The organism is Kocuria sp. TGY1127_2 (genome assembly GCF_013394385.1).
GTDB lineage: Bacteria > Actinomycetota > Actinomycetes > Actinomycetales > Micrococcaceae > Rothia.
In genome coordinates this window covers 507,686-528,682 of the sequence record NZ_AP022834.1, presented here as the reverse complement: position 1 = coordinate 528,682, position 20,997 = coordinate 507,686, and the positions used below count along the sequence as shown (strand labels likewise).

Below are 20,997 nucleotides of genomic sequence, written 5' to 3'. Positions count from 1 at the left end.
CCCAGGGCCGGTCACGGGTTTAGCTACCCCAGGACTGCCCTGGCGACCTCGTTGGAATCGGCAACGGTACTGGAACCGAATCTGAGCTCTGCGTCCGCCTCCGCCGCAATAGCAGTCCCCCATTGCGTCGAAGACAGTTGTAGCCCCAGAACGAAGATTCCGGCCTCGGTTTCGCCGGAAGCCCTGACGAGTCGGTGAGGCGATTCTGTGACCTCCAGGCCTTTCGAAGGCACCGGGGCCGGGGAATCGGCCAGGTGCATCTGCCACGGCCGTGCAAACCCGTCCTCGAAAAGACGCCCGAGCAAAGGTGACGTACTCACCCGAACGTCGTTGGCCGGTGCCAGGGCCTCGACGAGCCAATCAGCGTGGACCGGTTCGCCTCGCACCCAGGGGGATGATGCGATGAAACATCCTGCATTCTCGTCCGCGCCGAAAACAGGGTCCGGCCCCAGAAAACGTACGACGCCGGCCCGTGCCAACGCCGCCATCTGTTGGATTCTGAGCACTGGCGGACCGGAAGCAAGGCCCTCGACCAATCCACCGAATTTGCGTTCGAGTCCACGGATCCATGACTCATCAGAAATTCCATGATCCTGAACGGCGTATTTCACTATGGCGCGTGCCTGATTCATCGACCCAATAGCCATTTTGATAGGACTGTCTTCGCCCAAGAAGGAGGCGGCGACGTCGCGATCCAAGAAATGAACCACGGCCGCGGCATATTCCTCGTGAGAGTCGAAACTCTGGCCCTCGAACGGCCTCGAAAGGCGCTCCGGAGCCAAGATCAGATTCGGGGCAACCCGGTCCGTGACCAAGCGGTCCAGACGGCTCCACCATGAGCTATGTTCGGTGTCCGACAAGATCGCCTCGACTTGGGCGAGAAATTCGAATGGGTCGCCGTGAATCGCATCTGGCTCGGTACGGACAAGGGTTCGGTAGTAATTCCATTGGGCATCCCTCCGAATCAGCGGCCAGTAGTCGACCTCGAAGTCGATTTCCCTCCCTTCGGACTGCGCCCTTTGCTGGGTTCTGTCCACATAGTCTCTGGTGAAGAACTTGTTTTGCGTGGACCGCGGATAGTAGGAATCCAAAACGGCTTTGGCCCGGTAGGGAGTCCCACGGCGGGATCCGGCCCAGATCTTGGGCTCACGGCCGCTCGGTTGATATGTGAGGCGATGCGGGTGGTCCCCGTCGACCTCGAATGTTCCTCCGCGCCCTTCGGTCAGCTGAGCGAGCACGTCATGGAAGTTCAGCCCCATGCCACGAATCAGCACATCCTCCCCTTCCGGGAGAGCGGCCCACCGAACGTCCGCCGGAATCGCAGGCGGCCAATAGTGCAACCGCCTGCTCGCGGCGAATTCCATGAGGTCCTGCTGGTCATCACGCAATTTGGCATCGGTGTGCCCCAGTGCCAGAACGACGCAATGAGCTGACAAGACGACACCGTCGCCCAGTTCAACGAGATAAGGTCGTCCCGTATTTTGCTCCCCATATGCGATACGCACGGCCTCCTGGGGGTGATAGTTCAAGCTCATGGTTTTCGGCAATCCGGCCCGGAGGCGAGCAAAAATATCCGAAAGATAAGTGCCGTAGAGCTTCCGAGACGGGAATCCTTCGCGTGTCAGAGCATGGACCTCGGCCAGGTCTCCGTCGGAGAGGCCGATGAGCGGGAAAGAGGAATCGGCGGTGACCCGGGCTCGCCACTCTTCGAAGCTGAGGCCCCGCACCGCAGAAATGGGGCGAGGATAGGATCCGTCGGAAGGAGCGGACGTGACCGTGACGTCCGTGGGAACGACCGTCGGGAAAAATGACGGGGTGTTCATCAGAAAGAGTCTCGACTGGTCTGTGCGCCACACGTGCCCCGGCCCCGGAGGGAAGGGGTCCACCAGGTGGACCTCAACGTTCTTGTCGGAGCGGCTTGCCGCGTGAGCGGCCAGCCTCTCGACGGTCGACAGCCCTCGCGGACCAGCCCCAATTACCACGATGCGTTGCGTTCTTCCCATGCTTCCAAGAGTAGTGCTCCTATCCCGGAGACTCGGTTTTGACCATCACGTGCGTTTATCGGTACGCTGTTAAGGTTGTTCGACGGCGATATTCGTTTAACACGAATGAAGCCGTGTTCACCTGGAGACGTGCCAGAGCGGCCGAATGGACTTCACTGCTAATGAAGGGTCGGGGTTAAACTCGACCGGGGGTTCAAATCCCCCCGTCTCCGCCACGCACCCCCGGGGGTCCTTGGAACACCAAGGACCCCGGGGGTTTTCTTTGTCCCCAGGGCCTTTGACTCGACAACGAAAGGTCCCAAGTCTCTGGCGCTCTTTTTGGCCCGTTTCCCGAGCAACTGACATGCACTCGAGGGATGAGGCGAGGCTCATGGGCCACCAGAAGGTGTATCGATACCTCCAGGACAACCGTGAGGCCCGAAAACCAAGGCCGGTACTCGGATCATCTCGATACGCCGCACCCACGGAAACGCCACGGGAGGCCGTCCGGCTATGGACCGGACACACCATAATGATTCGGTGAAAGCCGTCGCGACAGAATCCCATTTTCGTCAATGATTACCGCTGCTGAAGCGATTCCCAGAGCGCCAATACGGTAACGACGACCAAGGGCAAGCAGGCAATACAATTGAGCCACCGATGCTGTTCAACAATTGCAACGAACTCGCGGATAAAAGCGCTCGGAATAAAATAACGAGCTGTCGGAGAGCCAACCACGGCGGCTTTAATTCCGGCCCGACGAGTCAAACTCGCGGCTCGCAAGACATGATAGTTATTGGTCACCACCACACAATCCTGCATCCGCCCCGCATTGGAAATGATCGATGTCGAAAACCGGATGTTCTCCCACGTGTTGCGCGACTTCTCCTCGGGGTACACATCAGCCGGATCAGCACCGTGCTCAACCAGGTACTCAGCCATCGCTTGCCCCTCCGGCCGCGACTCGTCGCCGCCCTGCCCACCAGACGGCACTAAAATCGGGCGTGCATCTCGGTCTGCACCCAGACGATAGATCTCAAGCGCCCGATCCAGGCGGCTACGCAGCAACGGAGGAACGGCCCCATTGATCAGCCCTGAACCGAGCACAATGATTGCAGAAGGATACAGCTTTCGAGACATTCGACCATACACAACCGAGTAGACCGCAAAAGAGACAAAAGCAACACTGAAGTATGTAGCCAAAAGAGCGATTAAGACGCCCAGAGCAACGGCATAAATACTCAGAGGATAAGGGATCCGGCTCCACCCGAATAATACCCAGAGGAGTATGGGAAGACCCAGCAGGAGCAAACCTGCAAACAGCGAAAGCAGGTTGCCCAGTCGCCTTCCCTCGTATCTCAGCATAACGACGCCGTTTGCAATCAAGGCAATCGACAGAATCACTAAAGCAATCGGCGTCACGACAAACATCGCGACGACGACCGGCCACGCAACCGACTCGTTTCTTGCCAACAAGGTCAGCCCAAGCAGGAGGCAGACGCCAACCCCAATGGTCAGGAAAACCCCATTGCGTATCATCCGAGGGTCTCGACGCCGCCCCCATGCATAGAGGAGGAAGAAAAAACACGCCAGGGCAGAATGAGTCACTTCAATTTCCATGCACCAATTCTCACATGGTTCTCATTAGTGTATCGACCGCCGCCCCCAGGCCGTTACACAAATTGCATAAAACTATCGGCCGAGTCACCAGGAAACCGCCACGAGGAAATGAAGGGTTCACATTTGGGGGAGCAGCTTCTCCACGAAGTGATAGCCCCCTCGAAGCATAAGCCTCATCCCGAGCGTGATGCCCGCAGATTCCTGGGATGCCATGATTCAGGGGACGAGTGTTTCTTGATGCTCATTGCTTCGACGCGGCAACGACATGGCGACGCCGAATTCCGGTCCCGCTCTGGGTCGGAAGAATGAAAGCCCTTGGGCCGCGAAGAACGGCGGCTCAAGGGCTTTCATCGCCGCTCGGACGTCATGCAACGAACTCAGCCGGAGACGTGGCTAATCGTCTCGTTGCTACCGGCGGATTGGTCCTTCGCCGGTCGGGACGGCATAAGCTTCAGGCCAACCGTGGCCCCGACGATCCCGACAATGCAGAGGATTTTGAGAGCGGAAACCGATTCGGCCCCGGTCAGCATGCCGTAGACCACGGTAAGGGCGGCACCGATTCCGGTCCAAATGGCGTACGCGGTGCTGATAGGGATGGTCTTGACGGCCCAGCCAAGACCGCCCATGCTTCCGATGAGGGCGATCACGAAGAGGATTGTTGCTGGGTAATAGGTAAATCCGTGTGATTCTCCCAGGGCTGTTGCCCACACGGCTTCGAGCACCGCGCTGACAAGTAATATGATCCAGGCCATGTTTAGCTCGCCACCTTCAGCCCGACGAGGGAAATAATGAGCAGGCCGAGCAATGAGAGACGACCAAAAGTCGCTCGTTCCTGCCGGGTCACGAAACCCCAGATCAGGGTCAAGGTAGCGCCAATGCCGACCCAAACGGCGTAGGCCGTGCCCACGGGAATGGATTTCATGGCGAATGCGAGGCCTGCGAGGCTCACAACCATGGCGACAACAAAGAGAAGGGCCGGCTTCCAACGTCGCAACCCGTGCGATGCGGACAGCGCCGCAGCCCAAACCATCTCCAGCGCGCCGGAGACGATCAAAACGAACCATGCCACGACAGTTCTCCTCCTTCGAGTCAGTCTTGTCGTGGTGCGGGTACTGCTCCCTCGTCCGCAGGCCTGGGTGGAGACCTCACGTGGAAGATATCAACGTTCGATGAATGTGCGCAATATGGCGTCCGCCCCATCGAGCGCGGCCCACGGTTTCTGCGAGCTCAGCACAGCGAGGCCAGCGGGCGGAAAATTCGACGAGACGCCCATCATGGCTTCGTAGTCCGAGTCCCGGGAGGCCAAGGACAGTACCGCATCCTGCACAGCCGGATAATGAGCAATGACCAAGAGAGAGCGCACCGTATCCGGGGTCCGGCCGATGGCCGCGAGCAGCTCCTGAGTCGGCGCGTTGTATAAGCGATCCTCAAGGCTCGCCGTCGGTGCCTTGTCCGCCAGCTCGTCGCATATCCACGTGCACGTCTGACGGGTTCGCAACGCGGACGAAGTGATGATCATCTCGGGCACGACGCCGTTCTCGACCATCCACCGACCGACCCGCGGAGCATCGGCATGCCCGTTCGCTGTGAGCGGGCGATCGAAGTCGCTCGTTCCCCAGGGCATATCCGCCTCGGCATGACGCATGATCATCAAGGTCTTGGCTTGGGAATGGGGATCGATCAGCGAACTCATGGGGCAAGTCTACAAACTGGTGCACAGGATCGACGTCGACCTCGCTCGTGCACATGCCTGGGCGCAAAAAACCGGGCGGGGCCCAAAGGCCTCGCGCGGAATCACAATAACTGGATGGTCAGATGGAGTACTCCGGTGCGGCCCACACGACGACCTCGGGATGCTCGTAGAAGCGATAGCCCTGCCCACGAACCGTGCGGACCGTATTGGAGAGCCGCCCCAGCTTTGAACGCAGTCGCCTGATGTGAACGTCGATCGTGCGTTCGTTCGGAGTCTCGTCCGCATCACGCCACAAGGATTCGAGAAGCTCCTCGCGACCAGCTGTGCGGCTCGAGTTCTCGACCAAGTAGTTCAAGAGCTCGAATTCCTTGTACGTCAGGTTCAGCACCTCGCCGTCCAGGAAAACCTCCCGGCGGGACAAGTCAATGAGCACACCGGCAGGCTGACTCGGCTTGGTCTCCGCCGCGGGCACATGACCATTCTGCACCCCTTCAGCCTGGCTCTTGGGAGCGGTGGGGTCGCCCAACGCATCCCGAACCACATCGAGGTCGGAACCCTCAGCGCCCGCGGGGGCGATCGCGACGGCGGCATATGACTCGGCCTGCGGGACCAAGGTCTGCGCGTAAGCGCGGATATCCTGGACCATGCGGACCAGGGAGGTGCCGTTCTGGGCCGCTACGTCTTCATTGAGTCCGACGTACAGCACGAACCCACGAGCCTCGTTGTCGGCCGTCACGGGTCGGATGGATGTGCCGTTTTCGGCCTCGTGGCTCGGCACGGAGGGGTTCATCGCACGCAAGGACCGGTAGTCAGTAGGTTCGCCGATGGCTCCGCGGCCGGTCATACCTCCGGGCCGCATCGGAGTAGCGCCGTTCGCACGATTGCGCTGGGAAATGTGCACGTATCCGGGTGCGCCTGACATTAGATCGCCGTCCTTCTACAATTCGGACCTCGCACGGCATGAGCCGTTGGAATGATTGATGACGGTCGCGGTGATGCCCACGACCTACGGACCGACACCGACCGAAGAGACCCGAGCGGATTTCCCCAATGGAGTGATCAGACCTTTGACTCCATGCTCCACCCGTTCTCAACTTCCCGCAAGTAACAATCGGTTGAACCGTCCGAACTGTGAGACAATATGTCTCAAATATGCATTGCAACGTTCGAGTTATGCATACTGCATTTTGCTTCCCATCACGATGTGACCCCCTTTGTCGTCGCAGGATAACCCGCAAACCTGGGCAGACATGAGTCCCCAGAAGCTGGAATTCACGAAAAATATGAATTGTCAAGGGCTCGGTTGCGCATATTTTTCTCGCCCCGCATCTTCCCCAGGTTTTGCCCAGGAACAAGCGGATTTGTCTTGACAAAACTGGCGAGTACGCAACTCGCCTCTTCGGTATGTCGCCCACTCGCCGCGCGAGACGGTTTCATGATGCGAACCTCCGCACGTGCATCCACACACAGCCAGCTCCTCCGGAGCCAACACCACGGACCGCACTTGAGGGAGGTGAACTTTACCGGGAAAGTTATGGCGCGTGGTATTTGTCACAGGGGCCGATTCGGCCCTCAGTCAACGACGCCATACAGCCGGTCCCCGGCATCACCCAACCCCGGCACGATGTACGACTTCTCGTTCAGTCGCTCATCCTGCGCGGCCAGGAACAGATCGATATTGTCCAACTCCCCAACGCCCTCGCCCAAGGCTTCAATACCCTCGGGCGCAGCCAGGATACAGAGACACGTAATGTGATCGGCTCCCCGCTCGCGCAAGAATTTGATGGACTCGATCAAAGTTCCACCGGTCGCGAGCATCGGGTCGAGAACATAAACCTGGCGTCCCGTGAGGTCATCCGGCAGGCGCTCGGCGTAGGTCACAATATCTAGAGTCTCCGCGTGGCGAGCCATACCGAGAAAGCCGACTTCCGCCGTCGGGATCAATCGCGTCATTCCGTCCAGCATTCCCAAGCCGGCGCGGAGAATGGGGACGACGAGGGGTCGCGGTCGTGAAATAACGACACCCTGCGCTTCGGAGACTGGAGTCTGAACCGTTTTGGGCTCCACGCGAATATTGCGCGTGGCCTCGTACGCCAGAAGAGTGACGAGTTCATCGACCAGCTGACGGAACTGCGGGGACGAGGTTTCTCGGTCCCTCAATACGGTGATCTTATGGCTGACCAAGGGGTGGTCCAGAATCTTGACTCGCATGGGTCCAAACTACAGCAGACAATGGATGCATGAAGCACTTTTCGAATCTCCACAACGCGTGGATGGGGCTCGCACTGGCCGAAGCGAGGGCGACTCGCACCAGCGGCGATGTACCCATAGGTGCCGTGGTCATGGATTCCGCAGGAAACGTCGTGGGCAGGGGCCGAAATCGACGTGAGGCCGACGCCGACCCCGTCGCTCATGCGGAAGTGCTCGCCATCCGCGAGGCAGCGGCCCAGGCGGGACGATGGCGCCTGGACGACTGCACGCTCGTCGTCACGTTGGAACCATGTCCGATGTGCGCAGGCGCGATTCTCCTCTCCCGGATCCCCCGGCTGGTCATGGGCGCTTGGGACGACAAAGCCGGGGCCGTCGGGTCCGTCTTCGACATTCTCCGCGAGCGCCGACTCAACCACTGGGTCGAGGTCTTTCCAGACGTCAGGGCCGAGGAATGTGCCCAGCTCCTGCAAGATTTCTTCTCGGAAAAGCGCCTCCCCTAAGACCTCTGGCAACGCCTCGGCAACCGGAGCACCCCAAGTGCATAGGGTCACTTTATTTTAAGGCGTTTTCACTAGAACTGACCGGTCAGTACAACTAGCATGGGAAACGTCAACACGTAGCCCTCCACCCGCCGACCGACGACCAAGTGCGACGACCAAGTGTCCAAGCCCTGTGAGGCTGGCTTCTCATGGGGCTATCCGCATCACCATCGCACCACACGAGGAGTTACACCCGTGCTCGAAGTCGAGGCCATTCAGGCAAAGGGTCGCCACGCTCCATTGGTGGAACCGACCTCATTCACCGTGGAAATCGGAGAATTGATCCTGGTTCAGGCGAACAGCCAGTTGCAGCGCTCCGCATTGTCCCTGGCGCTCACAGGGCGAATGCGCCCAGATGCGGGGAGTGTCTCTTGGGACGGAAGCGACTCCCGAAAAACGCTCCGCCGCAGTTCCTCATTGATCGACTCCCCGGCCATCAACGAGATGGAAAATCATATGCGCGTGCGCGACTACGTGGCCGAAATGCTTTCCTACATGCCCCATAAGTTGCTCCATCGCCCAAACGCGGCACGTTGGCTCCACGAGAATGACCTCGAGGACCTGGACAACCTATGGGAGGAGCAGCTGACCGGCGATCAGAGAATCAGGCTCATGGTCGCCTTGGCGCGTCATGACCAACAGGCCGATCTTCTCGTGTTCGACACCCCGTCTCGCCACGCCAACCATTCGTACACGTGGCTTCCCAGTCTTCACCGGTTGGCCCGGGACGAGAACCACCGGCGGGCCGTCGTCGCGGTAGTGCCGCACATCAGCGACTCATGGCACGGACTTCGTGCAACGCTCGGCGAGACCACGAGCGAACCGTACATCCCGTCGGGACTGAGCCTTGATGAACTCTTCACCCCACAGATCTCCCAGGAGGAGCACGCGTGACTTCCCTTCGCCTCGCACTCACTGAGCTCAAGCGCATGACCGGAGGGGTCTTCCCCAAGTTGGTCATGGTTGCGCTCGCATGCATCCCGCTGCTCTATGGCGGCATTTACCTGTACTCCAACTGGGACCCGTACGGAAAGGTTGACCACGTCAGCGGCGCCATCGCCATGGAAGACTCCGGAGCCCAGGGGCCGGACGGCGCGTCGGTCAACACCGGCCAGTCCGTCGCGGACAAGCTCCATGACTCCAAGGACTTCGACTGGCACGACGTTTCCTCTCGAGACGAAGCCGTCAAGCAGGTCGAGAAAGGCGACACCGACTTCGCGATCGTGATCCCGAAGGACTTCTCGCAACGCCTCCTGTCGACCTCCGAGTTCAAGCCCAGCGCGGACGGAACCCCGGGGAAAGTGGACCCTGAGAAAGCCGGCCTCGAGTTCGTCACCAATGACGCAAACAACTATCTGCTGACCAATATTGTGACCAAGGCCGGCACCACGATTCGCGACCAGGTAGCTCAGGAAGTCGGCGACGAGACCGCCCAACAGATGCTGGCGAGCTTCACTGATATCCATGGTCAGCTTTCCGACGCGACCGACGGATCGAAGAAACTTTCCGACGGAGCGGTGAATCTTTCTTCGGCGGTCGATCAGCTCAAGGAGGGCACCTCGTCGCTTGCCAATGGCGCAGTGCAGCTCAATGACGGCTCGCATTCCCTGCTCGACGGCGAGAACCAACTGGTCGACGGCAATGCTCAGGCCGTCGACGGAGCCAAGCAGCTCGACAGCGGCGCCCAACAGCTCAACGGGGGCGCAACGACTCTGGCGGACGGCACGTCCCAGTTGGCCGATGGTTCCTCGCAGCTCAAGGACGGAACGTCGTCGCTTTCTTCCGGCTCATCCCAGCTTGCCGAGGGCACGTCCAAGCTCTCGGACGGCGCCGGCCAACTCTCACAAGGTGTCACGACACTCAACCAGAAGGTTCAGCAGTCCGGAGTCAACGACATCGGGAACGACCTGACCGCGATGTGCAAGGACCTCTCCGAAGTCAACACCTCCGATCCTTCCGGCCGCCTTGGTGAGGACGTATCCAATTCCGTGGTCTCAGAGGTCGGCGCGGCCACCTCGGAACAGGTCCAGCAACTCGTTGACCAGGGTGTGCTGGATCAGGATCAGGCGAAAAAGGTCGTGGATTCGGTCTCCGGTGAGCAGACCAAGTCGCGTGTTTCCAAGGCGACGACCGACCAGCTCAACTCGGTGGAGAACACCGACGCAGGTGCCTCACTGCAGAAACTGCGCGATTCAACTTGCGCCTCGGACGGATCTTCATTGGTGGCCGGGAAGATTTCCGAGCTCACCACAGGAATCTCGCAGTTGAATGACGGGGCTTCCGGAGTCGCGAACGGTGCGAAGAGCGCCAATGATGCCGCGCAGAAATTGGCTGGTGGCGCGTCGACCCTGGACCAGAAGACCGGTGAACTCGCTTCAGGGGCTTCCCAAGTCAACGACGGGGCACAACAGCTCAAGGACGGAACGGGCACGCTCGCCGGCTCGACCGGAACTTTGGTCGGCGGCTCGCAACAGCTGTACGACAACCAGGTCAAAGCCCGTGACGGAGCCCAGCAGCTTGCCGACGGCACCAGTGAGGCAGTGAATGGATCAACCCAGCTCGACGACGGTGCCGGGCAACTCCAGAACGGCTCGTCAGAGTTGTCCAAAGGTTCCCAAGATCTGACGAATGGCCTCAAAAACGGTACCGATCAGGTCCCCAACCTGAACAAGGACGAACAGTCCTCCCTGGCTTCGGTCATGTCCGATCCGGTCTCCGATGATCACAGCTCCTTGGCCAGCGCCCGCAACTACGGTGAAGGTATGGGACCGTTCTTCATCGTGCTGGCCCTGTGGATCGGCATCCTGATGGCCGGTCAGTTCCTCCGAGCCAATAACGACCGGGCTTTGGCCTCCAATACCTCGAGTTTCAGGGTCGCCCTCGGTTCCTGGGTTCCGTTCGCGGTGGTTGGCCTGGCCCAAACGGTGGTTCTGTTCGCCGTCGTGAAGTTCGGTCTCGGCTTCCAGATGGAACACCCTTGGCTCGTATTCTGGTTCCTGTTGCTCACCTCGACTGCCTTCAGCGCGTTGGGACAGGGGCTGATCTCACTGCTCGGCGCTCCGGGCAAGCTTTTGGTTCTGATTCTCTTGATCGTGCAACTGGTCACTTCCGGAGGCATGATGCCGTACGAGACCCTGCCCGAGTCCTTGAAATGGTTGCACCACGGATTGCCGATGGGTTACGCGATCACTGGGGTCCGCCGCCTCGCCTACGGGGTCAATGAAGGCTCTGTTCCCTCCTTGGTGTTGATCCTCGTGGTCTATCTGGTGGTCGGCTTGCTCATCGGACTCCTCGGATCGGTCAAGGACCGCACATGGACCCTCAAGAAGCTGAACCCGGAGGTAGAACTGTGACGAACGTTGAGAGCCAGAACCTCGGAGAGAATCCGGGGCCGATCAGACGTCGCCCGGGCCGTACCAACCGAACCCAGCTCAAGCTCTTCGAAGCAGCGATGGTGATCATGAGCGAAAAGGGTCCCACCGCGACGACGGTCGAGGAGGTCGCCGCAAAGGCCGGGGTATCGAAAGGGACCGTGTACTACAACTTCGGTTCCAAGAAGTCGATGGTCGACGGTTTGTTGCGGTACGGCGTCAAGTTGGTCCTGGAGACCATCGAGGACGCAGGCGAAGGAATCGCCGATCCCCGGGACCGGATCGCTCGAGGAGTCATCGCTTCGCTGCGCTTCTTGGAGGGACAACCCGGCTTCGCGCGCCTCGCCGTCGCGGAGATGTGGCGGCCTCATGGGGGAACATCGGAAGTCCTGGCGGAACAGCGCTCTGTGATCATCGACCGGGTCACGGATCTGGTGGACGACCTGGACGAGAGCTACGAGACCGCGGAACATCCAGATAGTCGGTCGATTGCCGTAGCCCTCTTCGGTTCAACCTTCATGCTGGCCATGGACCGGGAGATGAATCTGTCGGTGCGGACCACCCAGGACGCAGCCCGTGCGGCGCTGAAGATCGTCGACGGATATATCGTCGGGCGAAGGTCGGACGTGACGAAGACGATACCGTGATGCCCGATGGCACGGCCCCTCAAGTTGAGTCGGCATCGATGAGCCGGTAAAGTGACCGAAGTTGGTGACGTGTCCGAGCGGCCGAAGGTGCGACACTCGAAATGTCGTGTACGGTAACCCCGTACCGAGGGTTCAAATCCCTCCGTCACCGCTCAGTAAGAGGCCCTCGCATCCTTGTGTTTACCGCAGGATGTGAGGGCTTCTTGAGTTCTCTGGCAGGTCGCCTGCTTCGGGCCGAAACGTGCATCGGGCTGGTCCTGCTATCCAGAAATGCACGTTTCAGCATGATTCGCGATCGGCTGGCCAGCGTTTCAGACACTCACGGCCGCGCCGCGGGCTCGGCCACGAAGGCCCGCGAGCGCCCAGCAGACGAAGAATCCGGCAACCATCGTAAGAACTATGGTTCCACCGGCGGGAAGATTGATCGACCAGGACATGTACAGCCCGGTCGTGGCGCAGACCGTCCCGAACACGGGGGCGAGGACGAGCATGGAACCGAGTCGCTGGCATAGTAGGCGCGTCGCCGCCGCAGGGATCACGATGAGTGCCAGAACCAGCACGTTGCCGATAGTCTGCAACGAGATGACAACGCTCACGGTCACCACCACGGACAAGAGGATATCCAGCCCCAGAACCGGAAGCCCCGACGCCCGGGCAGTTTCCTTGTCCACGCTGACCGTCACGATCTCCTTGTGAAAGAGCGCCAGGACCAGCAGTAGTCCGGCACCGGCCAGTGTCCCCATCATGACGTCATGGTCGGAGACCCCGACGATAGAGCCGAACAGGAAGTCTTCGACTGAGCCGGAGTAGCCCGGTGCCCGCGAGATGACCACAATGCCCAGGGCAAAGGCACCGGCGAAAAGAATGCCGATGACCGAATCTTCCTTCAGCCGTCGGTTCTGGCTGAAGACGGCGACGAGCACCGCGGTCAGCACACCGGCGACCAGCCCTCCGAGTGCCATGTTCCCGCCGACGACGAAAGCTACCGCGAGTCCGGGAAACACTGAATGGGCCACGGCGTCACCAATGAAGACCATCCCTCGCATCACGACATGGCACCCGACGACGCCGCACACGATCGAGGAGATCACAACGGCCGCCAAAGCCCTCGACAAGAACGTCAGATTCGGGTTGAAGAGGTCACTCGCGAACTCCCACGGGGTAATCATGAGTGTTCCTCCTGAACGTCGGAACGAGTGATTCCACACGACGCCAGGGGACGACCGCGCAACCATGTATTGAGGGAGGCGGCGTCGAGCTCCGACGCCGGAGCATCCACGTCGATGTGCCCCCTCAGCCCGCAGATCCGTGAGCAATCGGTCAGGGCCCCCAGAACATCGTGGGTGCTCATGACGATACCGAGCCCGTCCCTGGCGAGCGCGGTGTACAGCTGGCTGAGCTTGTCCTGGGTCGGGGCGTCGACTCCGGTGAAGGGCTCGTCGAGCAGCAGGAACCGGGGATCGGTCGCGAGCGTCCGTGCGAGGAGCACCCGCTGCCTCTGTCCTCCTGAGAGCTCGCCGATGCAACGACGACGCAGATCGACCAGACCCGTCCGATCCAGGGCTTCATGGACCGCAGCCCAGTCCGCGATTTTCGGTCGACGGAACCACCCGATCCTGCGGGTTCTTCCGATCATCACGGTGTCTTCTACCGTCAGCGGGTAGTCCCACGCGAAGTGGTGCTTCTGCGGCACATAGCCCAATGCGGCACGGGCACGGGCTGGCGCATGGCCCGCGACGGTGATCTTCCCGGCCACCGGTGATACCAACCCCAGTATTGTTCGAAGCAGGGTGGTCTTTCCGGTTCCGTTGGGGCCGATCAGCGCAACGAATTCCCCGGCTCCGACCTCCCAGTCCAGTGAATCGATGACCACACGCCCGCCCAGTGAGACGGTGAGACCGGAGATTTCCAGACGGTTAACGGTCATGGACGCTCCCCGCGTGCCGTCGCCGGTTCAGCGATGCCTTCTTGGCCCGCCGCCCCCTGCCGACCCACAACAGCAGCACGCCTGCCCCGACGAGGATGACGAGGACCAAGACAATCACAGGTGCCGAGAGGGCCTGCGCCTCGTTCTTCGCATCCTCATCGTGGCGGTCCACGTTCTCCGGCGGGCTCGGATCGCCCAGCAGGCCGGCCTTGTCGAACACCTGATTCGGGTCGGTCGAATCGCCGATCGCGAACTGCAGCCGCTGAGTATCGGATACCTCCGTCCCGTCGGAGAGCTTGCCGTGGACCCTGACCGTTACGAAGTACGTTCCGGGTTCGGTGAAAACCCAATTGGCATGGGTGTGTGTGTTGGACGGCACCCAGATGTCCTGAGGTTCCTCCTTGTCGGAATCCCACAGAACCTGGGGGCCTGAAAAATTGCCGTTCTCGAGGTAAAGGTTGAACCGGCCCGGACCTTCCACGCCCTCGAAAGTCAGGGTGGCCCCCGTCCCCAGACGATTCTGTACCTCCGGGTCCTGAGTGTTCCAACCTGGCCAGACGACGCCCTGGGCCTCGGTCTGGGGCACCACGTAAACGTCCTGCCCCGCTGGCACCCCCACGAAGTGGTAGTGGGGGTCGTCCGGGGTAGGCAGCCGAGCCGCGTCCCCGGCGCGGAGCACGACGTCGCTCGGCCGCCGCCATACGGGCTCACGATTGTGGTCGTCGTGGATCATAAGCGCCCACGCGCCGTCCACGAACTTCGGCCCCATATCAACGTGTCCGTGATCGATGACGATCCGCTCGTGTCCGACCTTTTCCTCGGTGGACAGTTTCTGTTCGAGTGCTTTGTCTTCGACGGACTGATTGGCTCTCGCGGAAGGGGTGTCCGACGGATCAGGCAAGGCCAGAGCCTGGCCCAACCCGACCGGGCCGAACGAAAGTGCCAAGGCAAGCACCTGTATCGCGATCTTGTGGTGTTTTCTCATATTCTCTGTGTTCAACGGTTCAGTAGGGAGACTCCCCCGGGTCTCTCAGGGTTCGAGGCACCGGGAAATCGTGGTGGCGTTGGCCCGCATCATGTCTTCGTAGTGAGGCGCCTGCTTGTCCAAAGTGTCCGAATAGAGCTCGCAGACCTCGACGTCGTGCTCACGGGAAACCTGTTGCAGAACATTTCCGCGGCCTATAGTTCCCTTGTCCACGAACACAGCCGGAATGTGCAGGTCTGTGATGGCGCGGGACAAGCGCCGCCGTTGTTGCAAACCGGGTTCGGTGCCGGGGGCCGGTGCCACAAACCCTTCAACTTTCAATCCGTAGGTATCGGCCAGGTAGCCGTAGCCGTCGTGGGTCGTGATCAGGCTGCGGCGTTGCTTCGGGATCGCGTCATAGATCGTGCGGAGTTCCCGGTCCAAACCATCAAGATTCCGCAACAGGTCGCGCGTGTTGGCCTCGAAGAGACTGGCCCGCGAAGGGGCAGCGGCGATCATCTGGTCCCGGATCACCTCGGCGGCGGCCTTCGTATTGGGCACCGAATGCCAGAAGTGAGGGTCGATCTCACCGTGAACGTGTTCGCCGAGGACGGCCTGGGCCAGCAGATAGACCTGCTCGCCCGGGCGACCCAGAAAACGGTACTGGGCGCCTGAGGGCAGCTCCTGCAAGGCCTTGGCCGGAACGGCGATCACGGTTTCGGCCGGGTCGTATTCCTTGGCCCCGTGGTCGGTCTCCGCACGGAGCACCATGCGGCTCTTGGTGAGATCCACGGTGACGTCCACATGGCCGCCGTCGAGTATATGGGCATGCGGCCCGATACTCTCGGCGGCTTCATGCGCGTCCGTGCCCACCGCGAAATACACGGTGGACGGAGGAACATCAACGCCAGGGGCCTGGGCACGGATTTCGACCTCGTGCAGACCGGATTCGGTGAAGCCCCAGGACAGGTGGGTGTGAGCATCCGGAGGCAAGTCGATCGATCCCAAGTCGCCGGTGATGTTACCGTCGGAACGCCGGCGGGCTCCGTCGGCCTCCGAGTCAGCGACCTTCGTGACACGACCGAACGTCCCCGAAACGAACGCAGCCGTATGTCCGCCGCCCTTGATGCGGTCGGTTCGGAACGTCACGCAAGACTCGTCGCTTCTTCCGGCAGAATCCTGCCGCCCGCCTTCTGATCTGAGCCCCAGCCACACTGTGTCCAGGGAGAGGTCCTCCGTCATCGGACGCAGACTCCCCCCGTACTTCTCGATCCTCTCGGCGACGGGGATGGCTCCTTTCGAGCCGTCCGAGAGGTTCGATTGCACCGTGCTACGCAATTTCTGTTGTTCGAGCAACATCCCGTTGGTGAGGGCCAGATCCGCGTACGCAATGTCACGGATGTCCCTCAAACCGGGTTCGTAGGAGTGGGGGTCCGCTCCCGCCGGAACCAGCGATGTCGCACGGGCCTCGCTTCCGCCGATCCTCTGGGCCAGGTCGGCCAGAATGGGTGTCGTCGCGACCACACGCAAAGGCTCGTTACCCGCGGGCGAGGTTCCGGCCGCATTCGGAACCACCGAACATCCGCTCAGCACCCCGCCCGTCACCAGGATCAGAACCGCCACGACTGCGCGAATGCGACCGGTCACGCCCGCCGACGCCCGCCGCGCAGCCCCCACACGATGAGACCGCCGCTGAGTAGCAGCGTCACGCCGTAGAGCGCGTTGACGAGCATGGCGTCTTCAACCGGCCCTGTTTCGGCAAGTTGTCCCGTGCCGGAGGCGGCTTGCTGCGCACCGTTGGTGGAGGCGCTGGCGGCGTTCGTCCCGGAGGTACCGGTGGTTCCGGCTCCGCCCTCCGACGGGCTGCTGTCCGTTCCACCGGTACCCTGCTGGTGGTTGCCGGGATCATGGCCCGCAGCTTTGTTGCCGCTGACTTTGTCGTCACCGGTCCAGCACTCGTCGGGGTAAGCACCGGCACCGGGATTCTTGTACGCGTCGGTGACGGCAGCCTCGCCGACCGCGAAACGCAGTTTGCTTGTGGAAGTCTTCTGCTCACCGTTCTTGAGCTTCGCGGTGAAGGTCACGGTCGCGGTGTAGGCCCCCGGCTTTGTGAAGACCCAGTTGCCGTGCTGGTGGGTATTGAGGGGGACCTTGTACGCGTTCTGCCCCTTGGTCGAGAACACCGGCGTTGCACCGTTGCCGAAGTTCCCGGTCAAGAAGACGCTCAGATCCCCTGGACCATCGACCGAATCCAGCGACATCGTCACGTCCTCGGCCCCTTGATCGACCAGTGCCGCGTCCTGAGTGTTCCATCCCAACCAGGGCACGTTCGCTTCCTGGCTGGCTCCGATGAGGTAGACCTCCGAGCCTTGTTGTGCAATGTCCTCCATACCCGCCGGCATCTTTTTCTTCGCGGCATCTCCTAGAGCGAATACCAGGTTTTGGCCGGTCTTCCACTGTGCCGGATGGCTCCGGTCATCTTTGACCGCGCTTTTGAGAGTCCCGTCCATCAGCCGGGCCCCGAAATCGAAGTGGCCTTCATGGACGACTTCGACTTCCGGAGCCTGGTTCGACGAGCAGACCTCGGGGCGGTCCGCGGCGATGGCCGATTGCACGGCCAGCGGTTGCGAGACGAGGCCTGCCGCGAGCGCGAGCGAAGTCAGTGAGGTGGCCGCCATGCGACGTCCCCAACGCCGGTTTTGGTGACTGTCATGTACTGAAGATGTGCGATTCATCGAGGTCCTTTCCATGCGACGGGCGACACCGCGGCAGAGAACAGCAAGTCGAAATGTTGGCTACTTTATAGTACATAATTAATAAAAATCATTCGCATCTTGAGTTATGGTCGTGCCACTCCCCTTGCGCCACATCGGGTTCGCCGCGGAGAACAAGCGACCGGGCGCGATCTTCCGCCATTTCATCGCAGTCACCCACCTTCTGAGAAAGGACGCCAATGCCCACAGTCAGGAGCCGCTTCTCGGGTCCACGATCGACTCCTCCGCCCTCATCAATGAAAGAATCGACTCGAACGTCTCGCACTGCAAAACCATGGCGTCGAGGAACACAATGGGTCACGGCCTGTTTCGCAGTCCTCGCCCTGGCGCTCGGATCGACGCCCGCGTGGGCGGGTCCCGACGACGGACGCACCGTCACCACCAGGGCGCACGTGGATGCCCCCAAGACGTACTGGAAGAACGGTCATTTCACGCTCTTCAACGAGTACAGGGGACAGGAACTGCCGTTGGAATCGACCGTCGCATGGGTTGGCAAAGGCTGGAACCGCTCCGGAAAGAATCAATACCAGTTCACGGTTACGGACAGCCCGAACCTCGACTTCCTGAAAGGGGCCGGCAAGACCTGGTACATGGCGCCCGGTCTGCCGATCAACAACCACGACCCCATTTGGATGGGCTTCGGTGCGGACACCGACATCCCAGTGGAGAAATTCCGCGACAAATCGTTCTTCCTCGATCTACTCTCGGTCGATGGGCCGGGCCGCGTCGAAATGCTCAAGTACACGGCCGACAATTACCCTCAGGACGTCGTCCGTTTGCTGAGCTCATCCGACGAAGGGTGGCACTTCCAACGCCTCGTGCCCGGCAGACACACTCACAACGAAACCCTCTACTCCAGACCGGGTCGCTACGAGCTGACCTACCGGACCGTGGCCCGTGGTACGGACGGAAGTACCATCCAGTCCAAGCCGACCACCATGGTGGTCCAGGTCGGCGGGCGGAAACCGTTGGAGGGTGCCACCGCTCCTCTCAAGGAGAGTTTCGACAAAGCCTCGGACGCGGGGCTGGACACCGCAAATTATCGATTGGCCGTTTCTCCCCACGCGGGCGAGAAGAATGACGGCGACGAGAAACTCAGCACAATATCCTTCGAGGCCGGAAAACCGGTCGAGGGCACCCTGACACTTTACAATCAGGGCTACTTCCTGACCGACCTGCCTGTGGAGAACGGCAAGGCATCCTGGGATGAGCTCATGGGTTTCGAGGATTCGTCCCTCCAGGGCATCTTCGTTCCCAAAGACGGTTCCGCGCCGCGCTGGATCAGCCCCGAATTGAAGTACGCCCCCGGCAAGCAGGCCCACGTCTCTTCCGATCAGGGCCACGGTGACTGGCCCGACAAGCACCCTGACCCGGCAAATACCGCATCGCCGACCAAACGCCACACCCCCGAGAGCACCGACTACACGATCGAGTTGACCCCGGTCGAGGAATATGGGCACACCAAGGTCACGGTCCGGTTCAAGGACCCGAAGTTCCGCGGCGTGGTCACCGGCGGGATCTACGACAACGCCGACTCTAAGCATCCGACGTCGACCTTTGAAACTCAGGTCACGGATGGCGTCGGGACCGCGTTCTACGAGACCGATTTCATCGAAGAATCCAGCGTTTTCCGAAGCACCGTCACACCCCACCCGGATATGAACGCCTTCGCCGATGCACGGCTGCTCGAGGGCCCTGTCACCAAGGACAAACCGCAGTCGATCACCGGGTCCCTGACGCTCGACCAGTCCTCCGACACGGATTCCCCGCAACCTGAGCCTTCGGCATCCGCGCCCCCAACCGTCGCACCCGGACCTTATCCTTCGGACCGGCCGGGCGATCCCAAACCGAAAGAGCCCTCGAACGACGACAAATGCGTGGATCCCGACCTCGATCGACGTCTGGCCTTGGACGACGGACACGTTGACATCGTCGGAAAAGGATCGAGCAACGGGCTTTCGGTTGCCCTGAGCGACGAGACGGGCCAACACAGCAAAGGCACGGTTGAACGCAACCTGAATGACGTCAAATTCATGGTCTCGAACCATGCCCGCCACAAGAGGAACGGCAGCGCGATGAAGGACCCGGCACTGGATTTCATCGGCCCCGAAGGTTCGGAATTCTATGGTCTGTCCCAGACGCAGAGCCCGGGAATCATCTGGCCCGGGTACAACACCCAAGGCATCGATTTTCCGACCTTCGACCAGAACGGCGTGAACCTGACCATCAAGCCCACCCAGATGCCGAAGGACGCACACTTCGGAATGTTCTCGGACGGAAATCTGGGAGGCAAGGTCAACGTGATGCTCGACTCCACGAAGAACAAGACCGACATCAACATCACCTACGGAACACATGCCCACGCAAACTGGGTCTTTACCAAACCGGGTGTCTATTCCTTTGATGTCTCCTACTCCGGGAAGAGCAGGGGCGGCACGTCAGTCCGCTCGGATACGCAGAACCTGCGGGTTGTCGTCGGGAATCCCACGGATGATCAGTGCGGTACCGGATGGACCGGTACCGGGGCCGGATCTGGTTATGACCATAAAACGGACAATACCCATGGGAAGGACGCCGAGGGTCAGCCCGATTCCGACCACTCCGGTAGCCACACCGATCATCATGGGGGCGCTTCCTCCGGGGATGGCGGTAAGAGCAATCTGGGGACCAACGGTGACGGTATGCACAATGGCGGCTCCGACAGCGAGGGCTCAGGAAACAGCGGTTCCGGCAGCGGCACTCGCGTTTCCGGCTCCGTGGTCAGTCCGGGGCCGCAGACATCGCTTGGGCGTGCCGCCGGAATTCCGCTAACCACGGCAAATACGTCGGATCCCGCGATGCACGCTGGGAGCAGCCACGTCTTCGATTCCGAATCCGGCACGTCGCTTCCCGAGGGCCACGGAGAATCGGAGGATCAGGGGATCGCCAACGGGCACCTCTTCGGCTCGAGGCCGCCACACGGCCCTTCGGCCCAGGCCGGAGGTTCGTTGGCCAAGACAGGCACATCGATCAATATCCCCCGAGCCGTCACGATCTGCACCCTGCTGCTCGGCTCGACACTCGTCGCAGTGACGGCGTACCGACGACGCCAGAACGCTCGGACGGATGCCGAGACCTGATCCTTCGGCCGGCTCCTCGCCAGAGGGGCCGGCCTTTTCGATCGCCCGCGGAATCTCCATCCCTTTTTGAGGGCACACGATCTCCAAGAGATCGGTAGACTCACGTGTGCAGACAGACGCGCTAGTCGGCCCGCAGGCAAGAGCGAGCCG

The 20,997-nt window shown here is 60.9% G+C and carries 17 protein-coding genes, 2 tRNA genes and 1 riboswitch; of the genes, 7 read left to right on the top strand and 12 right to left on the bottom strand.

Annotated elements, in window-relative coordinates; translation table 11 throughout:
* Window positions 1-23: 23 nt before the first annotated feature.
* The gene (locus sake_RS02320) at window positions 24-2,003 is read right to left on the bottom strand and encodes an FAD/NAD(P)-binding domain-containing protein (protein ID WP_178945375.1); all 1,980 of its coding nucleotides are present in this window, start codon (window positions 2,001-2,003) and stop codon (window positions 24-26) included.
* Between the two features lie 123 nt (window positions 2,004-2,126).
* Between sake_RS02320 and sake_RS02315 the strand changes: the two genes are divergently transcribed.
* Window positions 2,127-2,218 (top strand) — tRNA-Ser (locus sake_RS02315).
* 343 nt (window positions 2,219-2,561) lie between these two features.
* Here sake_RS02315 and sake_RS02310 read toward each other — a convergent pair.
* From sake_RS02310 to upp, 6 genes are all read right to left on the bottom strand, one after another.
* Window positions 2,562-3,602, bottom strand: coding sequence for a YdcF family protein (locus sake_RS02310; RefSeq protein ID WP_129358775.1), 1,041 nt, complete (start codon window positions 3,600-3,602; stop codon window positions 2,562-2,564).
* A gap of 377 nt (window positions 3,603-3,979) precedes the next feature.
* Complete coding sequence (locus tag sake_RS02305) at window positions 3,980-4,354, bottom strand: multidrug efflux SMR transporter (RefSeq protein WP_178945374.1); 375 nt, start codon at window positions 4,352-4,354, stop codon at window positions 3,980-3,982.
* A 2-nt stretch (window positions 4,355-4,356) separates the two neighbouring features.
* Window positions 4,357-4,671, bottom strand: coding sequence for a multidrug efflux SMR transporter (locus sake_RS02300; protein ID WP_129358771.1), 315 nt, complete (start codon window positions 4,669-4,671; stop codon window positions 4,357-4,359).
* Between the two features lie 14 nt (window positions 4,672-4,685).
* Window positions 4,686-4,751: riboswitch (guanidine-III (ykkC-III) riboswitch) on the bottom strand.
* Window positions 4,752-4,761: 10 nt separating this feature from the next.
* The gene (locus tag sake_RS02295; RefSeq protein WP_178945373.1) at window positions 4,762-5,295 is read right to left on the bottom strand and encodes a histidine phosphatase family protein; all 534 of its coding nucleotides are present in this window, start codon (window positions 5,293-5,295) and stop codon (window positions 4,762-4,764) included.
* Window positions 5,296-5,413: 118 nt separating this feature from the next.
* Window positions 5,414-6,217: a winged helix-turn-helix domain-containing protein gene (locus sake_RS02290; protein ID WP_129358769.1), complete on the bottom strand. Its 804-nt coding sequence runs from the start codon at window positions 6,215-6,217 to the stop codon at window positions 5,414-5,416.
* 650 nt (window positions 6,218-6,867) lie between these two features.
* On the bottom strand, window positions 6,868-7,506 hold the full coding sequence (gene upp, locus sake_RS02285; protein ID WP_178945372.1) for a uracil phosphoribosyltransferase: 639 nt from the start codon (window positions 7,504-7,506) through the stop codon (window positions 6,868-6,870).
* Window positions 7,507-7,535: 29 nt separating this feature from the next.
* On the opposite strand from upp, the gene tadA reads away from it, so the two are divergent.
* The 5 genes from tadA (at window position 7,536) to sake_RS02260 (ending at window position 12,214) form a co-directional block, all read left to right on the top strand.
* A complete protein-coding gene (gene tadA / locus sake_RS02280) occupies window positions 7,536-8,006 on the top strand; it encodes a tRNA adenosine(34) deaminase TadA (RefSeq protein ID WP_178945371.1) in 471 nt (156 codons plus the stop codon).
* 234 nt (window positions 8,007-8,240) lie between these two features.
* Window positions 8,241-8,939, top strand: coding sequence for a multidrug ABC transporter ATPase (locus tag sake_RS02275; protein WP_129358763.1), 699 nt, complete (start codon window positions 8,241-8,243; stop codon window positions 8,937-8,939).
* A complete protein-coding gene (locus sake_RS02270) occupies window positions 8,936-11,398 on the top strand; it encodes a YhgE/Pip domain-containing protein (RefSeq protein WP_178945370.1) in 2,463 nt (820 codons plus the stop codon). The genes sake_RS02275 and sake_RS02270 overlap by 4 nt, the downstream gene beginning before the upstream one ends.
* Window positions 11,395-12,063, top strand: coding sequence for a TetR/AcrR family transcriptional regulator (locus tag sake_RS02265; protein WP_238147528.1), 669 nt, complete (start codon window positions 11,395-11,397; stop codon window positions 12,061-12,063). Before sake_RS02270 ends, sake_RS02265 begins: the two co-directional genes overlap by 4 nt.
* A 63-nt stretch (window positions 12,064-12,126) precedes the next feature.
* Window positions 12,127-12,214: transfer RNA gene (locus sake_RS02260), tRNA-Ser, on the top strand.
* A 160-nt stretch (window positions 12,215-12,374) separates the two neighbouring features.
* Here the strand turns inward: sake_RS02260 and sake_RS02255 are convergent.
* From sake_RS02255 to sake_RS02235, 5 genes are read right to left on the bottom strand one after another with little or no spacing between them, the layout of a single operon-like run.
* Window positions 12,375-13,232: an anchored repeat-type ABC transporter permease subunit gene (locus sake_RS02255; protein ID WP_129358757.1), complete on the bottom strand. Its 858-nt coding sequence runs from the start codon at window positions 13,230-13,232 to the stop codon at window positions 12,375-12,377.
* Window positions 13,229-13,990 (bottom strand): anchored repeat-type ABC transporter ATP-binding subunit, encoded by a 762-nt coding sequence (locus sake_RS02250; protein ID WP_178945369.1) that lies wholly within the window; start codon window positions 13,988-13,990, stop codon window positions 13,229-13,231. Before sake_RS02250 ends, sake_RS02255 begins: the two co-directional genes overlap by 4 nt.
* The gene (locus sake_RS02245; protein ID WP_178945368.1) at window positions 13,980-14,975 is read right to left on the bottom strand and encodes a choice-of-anchor M domain-containing protein; all 996 of its coding nucleotides are present in this window, start codon (window positions 14,973-14,975) and stop codon (window positions 13,980-13,982) included. Before sake_RS02245 ends, sake_RS02250 begins: the two co-directional genes overlap by 11 nt.
* 45 nt (window positions 14,976-15,020) lie before the next feature.
* A complete protein-coding gene (locus sake_RS02240; protein ID WP_238147527.1) occupies window positions 15,021-16,601 on the bottom strand; it encodes an anchored repeat ABC transporter, substrate-binding protein in 1,581 nt (526 codons plus the stop codon).
* Entirely contained in the window at window positions 16,598-17,632 is a 1,035-nt protein-coding gene (locus tag sake_RS02235) for a TIGR03773 family transporter-associated surface protein (RefSeq protein ID WP_178945366.1), read from the bottom strand. The genes sake_RS02240 and sake_RS02235 overlap by 4 nt, the downstream gene beginning before the upstream one ends.
* Before the next feature lie 332 nt (window positions 17,633-17,964).
* On the opposite strand from sake_RS02235, the gene sake_RS02230 reads away from it, so the two are divergent.
* Window positions 17,965-20,847: a choice-of-anchor M domain-containing protein gene (locus sake_RS02230; RefSeq protein ID WP_178945365.1), complete on the top strand. Its 2,883-nt coding sequence runs from the start codon at window positions 17,965-17,967 to the stop codon at window positions 20,845-20,847.
* The last annotated feature ends 150 nt before the right edge of the window (window positions 20,848-20,997 follow it).